Genomic DNA, 1,358 nt, shown 5'->3' on the forward strand with positions numbered 1-1,358 from the left:
TAGGAAAGAGACACTTTAATCTGGGAAAACTCACTGACATTTTAATATGGGATAAACAATATCGGTGCGCTAAGTGCACGTTATGTTAAGTGGGGTGTTTGTTGTCCACTGAATCGGTGAGTAAATCGCATTAAGTCTGGGCTTTCAGGTACCGAAGAAGCGCAACCCTGTAACGTAAGAAAAAGCCAAACAGCCCTTTCGGCTACGCCGAACCCCTACCTCGAAACCAGTCAATCTGGCTGAAGTATCAGGCTCATTTCGCGCTTAACCTTATGGGTTTACTCTCCCTTTCGGGCTGCCCTACGCTGTGCCATTAGTGACCCAAATACATTTGCAGTAAATTGAATCATCCACCTCAGTGGCACACACCAGACCGTATTATCATTTGGCCTTACTCGATGCCTAGCAGCTGCAGCATCGTGACCTATTACGTCATTTCGGATCTGGTTCGTTCGCTGGCTACCTAAGGTATCCCTTGCTCGGTAGCGGGATGCCTTCGCCCATCCAAAACATCTTGATTCCAAGTGGGCCGTGGGAATACTTGAAGTGCTTACGTGATATAGCTATCATGAAAGGACTTACCGACCGTCAAATCGTAAGTATTCCGAGAAAACCAGCCCTGCAAGGCTGGTTTTTTCACATCTGGAGCTAGGATAATCTGAAAGCCGCTCTCCCTCAATCCTCCAGGATACAAAAAAGCCGCCATGGGCCTGAATTCATGCTCGACTCCGTCCCATTAGTCTATGCTCTAAAGGCTAAGTATCTCCTGCATGCTCGTTGTCGTTCCGGACATACAAAGGCCACCTGTTTGGGTGGCCTTTGTATGTCCGGTTCTTACTTCGGGTGTTATGTTGAATCAATCAATTTTTGTCCATTCCGCATCAATGATGTTTTCACCACCTTGATGCATTAAATACGATGGATGCACATTCCATTTATGCCCTGAATCATCTAGAACAGAGATGGTTTTTTTGTTTTTTCTAATCACTATTCCGATAACACCATCTTCACCAGGTGGTTCAAAGCTGACCTTATCACCCACAGAAAAATCATTCATGAACCCAGATGTCTTTTGTGCATCAAGCTCTTTTAATCTCTCAACTACCCTCTGATTAAGCTCTAGTAACTCTTTTTTCGTTAGTTTTTTTAAATCAATCATTAAAGCGCACTCAAACAACGATACATTAATGATTCATAATGAGTTAACAGTGCCTACATGAGCAACTCTGTAACGTAAAAAAGGCCACCTAGAGGTGACCTATTCGAGTTCGGTTATCGGGTGTTATGTTAAGTGAGTTGCGAACGGACGTTTCCCGCCTATGATTTTTTATCAATGGTTATATTTACCATTATTTAAT

The 1,358-nt window shown here is 43.5% G+C and carries 1 protein-coding gene; it reads right to left on the reverse strand.

The features are described 5' to 3' along the window. Positions 1-856: 856 nt before the first annotated feature. Positions 857-1,159 (reverse strand): hypothetical protein, encoded by a 303-nt coding sequence (locus NHN17_RS25760; protein WP_255045523.1) that lies wholly within the window; start codon positions 1,157-1,159, stop codon positions 857-859. Positions 1,160-1,358: the final 199 nt, after the last annotated feature.

This window comes from Photobacterium pectinilyticum (assembly GCF_024357955.1).
Lineage (GTDB): Bacteria > Pseudomonadota > Gammaproteobacteria > Enterobacterales > Vibrionaceae > Photobacterium > Photobacterium pectinilyticum.

Bases quoted from the DNA above. Each gene is read 5' to 3' on its own strand.
- NHN17_RS25760 (WP_255045523.1), bottom strand. From the start codon at position 1,159: ATGATTGATTTAAAAAAACTAACGAAAAAAGAGTTACTAGAGCTTAAT.